Annotated in this window: 8 protein-coding genes; 3 read left to right on the forward strand and 5 right to left on the reverse strand. The window is 61.6% G+C overall.

The features are described 5' to 3' along the window. Window positions 1-319: arginase family protein (locus tag AC1DT2_RS15475; RefSeq protein WP_477297273.1), on the forward strand; the 319-nt coding region annotated here is incomplete at its 5' end. Window positions 320-323: 4 nt separating this feature from the next. Here AC1DT2_RS15475 and AC1DT2_RS15480 read toward each other — a convergent pair. The 3 genes from AC1DT2_RS15480 to AC1DT2_RS15490 are packed head-to-tail and all read right to left on the reverse strand — an operon-like array spanning window position 324 to window position 2,181. Beyond that, on the reverse strand, window positions 324-971 hold the full coding sequence (locus AC1DT2_RS15480; RefSeq protein ID WP_477297274.1) for a hypothetical protein: 648 nt from the start codon (window positions 969-971) through the stop codon (window positions 324-326). Continuing rightward, window positions 964-1,470 (reverse strand): hypothetical protein, encoded by a 507-nt coding sequence (locus AC1DT2_RS15485; RefSeq protein WP_477297275.1) that lies wholly within the window; start codon window positions 1,468-1,470, stop codon window positions 964-966. Before AC1DT2_RS15485 ends, AC1DT2_RS15480 begins: the two co-directional genes overlap by 8 nt. A gap of 57 nt (window positions 1,471-1,527) precedes the next feature. Then, window positions 1,528-2,181, reverse strand: coding sequence for a hypothetical protein (locus AC1DT2_RS15490; protein ID WP_477297276.1), 654 nt, complete (start codon window positions 2,179-2,181; stop codon window positions 1,528-1,530). Window positions 2,182-2,423: 242 nt separating this feature from the next. Here AC1DT2_RS15490 and AC1DT2_RS15495 point away from each other — a divergent pair, with 242 nt between their 5' ends. Together AC1DT2_RS15495 and AC1DT2_RS15500 are read left to right on the forward strand one after the other, a co-directional pair. Further along, on the forward strand, window positions 2,424-3,797 hold the full coding sequence (locus AC1DT2_RS15495; protein ID WP_477297277.1) for a tryptophan--tRNA ligase: 1,374 nt from the start codon (window positions 2,424-2,426) through the stop codon (window positions 3,795-3,797). Window positions 3,798-3,799: 2 nt separating this feature from the next. Then, entirely contained in the window at window positions 3,800-4,126 is a 327-nt protein-coding gene (locus AC1DT2_RS15500) for a hypothetical protein (RefSeq protein ID WP_477297278.1), read from the forward strand. 11 nt (window positions 4,127-4,137) lie between these two features. Here AC1DT2_RS15500 and AC1DT2_RS15505 read toward each other — a convergent pair whose 3' ends face one another. Continuing rightward, on the reverse strand, window positions 4,138-4,599 hold the full coding sequence (locus tag AC1DT2_RS15505; protein ID WP_063573948.1) for a YehS family protein: 462 nt from the start codon (window positions 4,597-4,599) through the stop codon (window positions 4,138-4,140). Window positions 4,600-4,765: 166 nt separating this feature from the next. Beyond that, window positions 4,766-5,044: autotransporter domain-containing protein (locus AC1DT2_RS15510; protein WP_477297279.1), on the reverse strand; the 279-nt coding region annotated here is incomplete at its 5' end.

Below are 5,044 nucleotides of genomic sequence, written 5' to 3' on the forward strand. Positions count from 1 at the left end.
GCGTTATATCGACGAGATTGGTCTCAAGGCAGTGATGGAAGAAGCGCTGGCTGGCGTCGACCAGGACACCCACCTGCACGTGAGCTTCGACGTCGACTTCCTCGACCCGAGCATCGCCCCGGGCGTCGGCACCACCGTTCGTGGCGGTCCCGGCTATCGCGAAGCCCAGCTCTGCATGGAAATGATCGCCGATACCGGGCGAGTGGGCTCGCTGGATATCGTCGAGCTGAATCCGGCGTTCGACAAGCGGAACCAGACGGCGAAACTGGCGGTGGATCTCGTCGAGTCGTTGTTCGGAAAGTCGACGTTGATGCGGTGAGGTCCTACCCCTCGATCGGCACACGTCGTACCGGTCGCACCGCGCCGTTATTGTTCACCTCCAGTTCGCGAATCGAGCTATCGGAGAACACCGATGTGTATATGGATGGGTATGTCGCATCGGGATTCCAGGGTGTGGACGTCAGGTAGAATTTGTAGGCCCCAAATACTTCGTGGCCGAGCTCGGTGAAGGCCTCGCTCGACGTGACCGCCGGTTCGTTCGATAGATAGGGAAAGCCCGGTGGCACGCTCGAACCGTTCTCGCCCGATGTGACCACATAGGTACTGACGCGAGAAGGCGGAAGCATCGTGAAGTTGCGCACGAGCAGTTCGTGAACATCGACGGCGGGAATACCCCAGTCGGAGTGGTTCTCGAAGCCTGCCTCAAGAATCAGTCGGGCAACATGGCTGTGTAACCGAAGAGCCTCGGTATTGCTTCGGCTATCGGTGCGGCTGAGTGCCGTACGTAGTGGGTTCGAAGCGTCCGGTACGCCCGGATCAGTGATGCCGCCGAAGATCTCGTATCTTTTTGGCGCGACGATGTTCCGATACAGAACGCCTTTCTCCTGCGTAAGCCCGAAGTAAAAACCACCTTCCATGGGCGTTCCGATGGCCGGCTCACCCTCAGCTCGAGATTGAATCGGATTATTCATGGCGATCCCCCTGCCGAACAGTGTCGGACAATCGGCGTTGCGAGCTTGGCTTCAGTGTTTCTCGCATCTGGTCGGTCGCGCTCTTGGCCAGCGCACGGATGTTTTCGTCGGGAGGCGTAATCGGGCCGTTGAAGATGAGAACGTAGAGAAATCTCGAAGTCACGACGTCTGGGGGTGGCGAAGAGTAACTAAACAGCTTGAGCTCAGAGGTTCCGGGCACAACACCTCCCAGGTAGCCCCACGGAACGTCGCAGCGAAGCACTTCGCCAGCTTTGACAATTTGTGGAGGCGAAGAATAATTGGCGGCAGATATGTGCACGTGCCGACCTTCGTCCTCCGCGCGGAACGGCGGGGTTGTCACTACAAAGGGCTCCCATTGGGCTAGCCCACGAATATCGGCCGCGTAGAAGATCTCGGTTCCCAGATCGTAGTATTCCTCGATGGCAAAAGAGAGAAGCGGAACCTCCCAAGGTGAGGCGCTTGGAGCGTGCTTGCTCATAATGACTCCCTGTCAGGGCAGTTGCTCAATGGATGGGTCTCGGCACTCGCCGGCCGGTCATGCTTTGTAGGGCATGCGTCTGACGGGTCGAACGGGACAATGGTTGATCGGTTCCAAATCCATGACCGTTGCCGTATCGAAGCCCCAGTAATACGCAGTTACATCTTGCGCGCCAGGTTGGAACGCGGTGGAGGTGGTGTAAAACGTTTCCAGCTGAAAGGCTTCGTTGCCGTACTCGACGAAAGCCTCTACCGAGGTGATGCCAGGCTGCTGGTCGAGATAGGGAAATCCATTGGGCAGGCTCGAACCGTTCTGGCCCGATGTGACTATGTATGCATTGTCTTCGCGGCTCGCATGGGGCTTTGGCATGAAGTACCGTACGATCATCTCCTGAACATCCACTGCCGGAATCGCCCAGTCGCTGTACCCATCGATATCCAGCGCGAGAACCTGACGTGCGACCGCACTTTGCGGGGCGATGATCTCGGTGTTTCCCCGGCTGTCGGTTCGACTCAAAGCGCTGCGAAGAAGATTTCCCGGATCGGAGGTGGCCGCACCGTCGATGAGAAGGCCGGTTAACTCATACTGCTTCGGGGCAACGATGTTGGCGTAGACGACGCCTTGCTCGGTCGTTAATCCGATCAGGTAGCCACCGCCTGCGCGTATTCCTGCCTTGAGCTCGCCGGAATACGTGGAATGATCCTTAGACATGACTGCTCCCTATCCGTGGTTGTCTATGTGCCGCGAGATCCTTGCGAACATCGTCTTCCTTCTGGAAACGGATGGAAAGAGGCTTGCTTTGCGTCGCTTTCGGCCAATGCCTGCTCTTTCAACGAGGTGGGACTGGCTTGCCGAATCGACCCTTAGAAAGTCGTTTTTCGGGTGTCGCTCGCCCCTGGGCCACGACCCGGGCTAAACTCAAAGGGTTATCGTCTGCCGCCCCCAAGGTCCCCATGCACACCCGCGTCCTCACCGGTATCACCACCACTGGCACGCCGCATCTCGGCAACTATGTCGGCGCCGTCAGGCCGGCTGTTCTGGCCAGCAAGGACCCGAACGTCGACGCGTTCTATTTCATGGCCGACTACCACGCCCTGATCAAGAGCGACGACCCGGATCGTATCGAGGCATCGCGTTTCAAGATCGCAGCCACCTGGCTGGCAGCCGGCCTGGATCCGGACGTGGCAACGTTCTATCGGCAGTCGGACATCCCCGAGGTGCCTGAACTGATGTGGCTGCTGACCTGCGTCACCTCGAAGGGCATGCTCAACCGCGCGCATGCCTACAAGGCCGCCGTGGACAGGAACGTCGAAGCCCAGGAAGACGCCGACGCGGGTGTGACCGCCGGCCTCTACATGTATCCGGTCCTGATGGCAGCCGACATCCTCGCGTTCAACGCGAACAAGGTGCCGGTGGGACGCGATCAGATCCAGCACATTGAAATGGCCCGCGACATCGCGCAGCGCTTCAACCATACCTTCGGGCGCGAATTCTTCGTCATGCCCGAGGCGCAGATCGAAGAGCAGGTCGCCACCTTGCCCGGCCTCGATGGCCGGAAGATGTCCAAGAGCTACGACAACACCGTGCCGCTTTTCGAGGGTGGTTCGAAGGGTCTGCGCGACGCCATCATGAAGATCGTGACCGATTCGCGTGCGCCGGGCGAGCCGAAGGACACCGACGACTCCGCGCTGTTCACCATCTTCAAGGCCTTCGCCACGCCGGCTGAAACCTCGGCCTTTGCCGATGCGCTGCACCGTGGCATTGGCTGGGGCGAAGCGAAGCAGGTGCTGTTCGAGCGTGTCGAGGCCGATGTCGCGCCGATGCGCGAGCGCTACGAGGCACTGATGTCCCGGCCGGACGACATGGAAGACATCCTGCTTGCCGGCGCGGCCAAGGCGCGTGCGATTGCCGGCCCCCTGGTCGAGACGCTACGCGACGCCGTAGGCCTGCGCAGCGCGCGCCGTCGCAGCGCTCCGAGCGTCGAGCCTGTCGCCACGAAGGCGGCGACCAAGGTCAAGCCACCGCGTTTCGCCAGCTTCCGCGACGACGACGGCAGTTTCCGCTTCCGCCTGTTTGGCACCGATGGCGAAGAGCTACTGCTGTCGACGTCCTTTGCCGATCCCAAGGCGGCAGGCGTGCTGCGCCAGACGTTGTCGACGGTGGGTGGGACGAAGGCGGTGATCGAATCGCAAGGCGACCATGTGGCCTTGCTGGYCAACGGCGAGGTGGTCGCCAATGGCGCGTCATATCCGGACGAAGTCGCGCGTGCCGCGGCGGTCCTTCGACTGCGGACTGCCCTGGACGCCCTCGCCGCGGCACAGGACTGACCATGCGCTATCTGGCCCTCATGCTGCTGGCGCCCTGGCTGATCGTGTTGGGTTGGGCTTACTGGGCTTACCCGAAAGCCTTGCTGAAGAATGTCAGGCGTCGATCGTTCGACGTGCTGGCCCTGGTCGCGGCAGTCGCCGCGGCGGTGCAGGCGGCGATGACGTCCTTCGATGCCGTGGTCATACCGGCTGCCGACAAGTTCGGTCCGAAGAGCGGTGCCATCTGGCAGCAGGTCGTCCCTGCGTTGTGGGGCTACGGCGCGTTCGTCGCCGTGCTGGTCGTCGCGCTGATCATCCGGCAGATCGTCTGGAAGCCTCGCGCTCCGTAAAGCGCGCGGTTTCAGCCGCGCAGGCGCTTGGTCAGGCCCTTGAGGAAATTACGCAGGAACTGGTCGCCGCAGAGGCGGAAGTTGCTGTGCTTGGGCTGGCGGAAGAGGGCGTTGATCTCGCCACGGGTCACCTTGAAGCTGGCGGCAGCCATGAGCTCGAGGATGTCGTCTTCCTTCAGCTCGAAGGCGACGCGTAGCTTCTTCAGCACCACGTTGTTGTTGATGCGTGCTTCGACGGGGCGTGACGGCTGGCTTTCGTCGCGGCCGCGACGCTGCAGGATCAGGCCGTCGAGAAAATGGGCCATGGCCAGGTCGGGCATCTCGACGAAGCCGGGTTCGTCTTCCTTGAGCAACCAGGGGTCGACGGATTCACGGCTGGCTTCGAAGCCGGTGAGCTTGAGGATCTCGACCACATGGACCTCACCGAGGTCGAGCATGTAGCGGATGCTGCGTAGGGTGTCGTTGTTGAGCATGCGCATAGGGTAGCACTGAGGCGGGTCCTATCGCCGCTGAAGCGGCTCCCACAGAGGGTCCGCGCCGTTGGGGAGGGTGACCCCCGCCGACAGAAGGACGCCGCTGAAGCGGTAGCCTGGTGGAAGAGCGTCCTCTCCCACCAGGCTGATCCGGGTCCGTTCGGGCTCAGAACGTCTTTTCGATGCCCAGCAGGATCGACTGGTTGGCGTGGGTCGCGGCATCGAACAGGGCCTGGTACTCCACCCGCAAGGTAAGTCCGCTGTTGAACTGCGCCTGCGCGCCGATTCCGAGCAGCGCGTGGTTGCGCGCCGTGCTGCCGACGTTGGCCCGATAGAGCGGCCCGGCGAGCAGATCCGCGTAGCTCATGGTGGCGTCGCTGCTTCCCTGGAAATCACGCTGGTACTCCACCCGCACGCGCGGCACCAACATGCCGAAGTCGCGTTT

The sequence above is a fragment of the Luteibacter sp. P4_E6 genome, assembly GCF_056401535.1.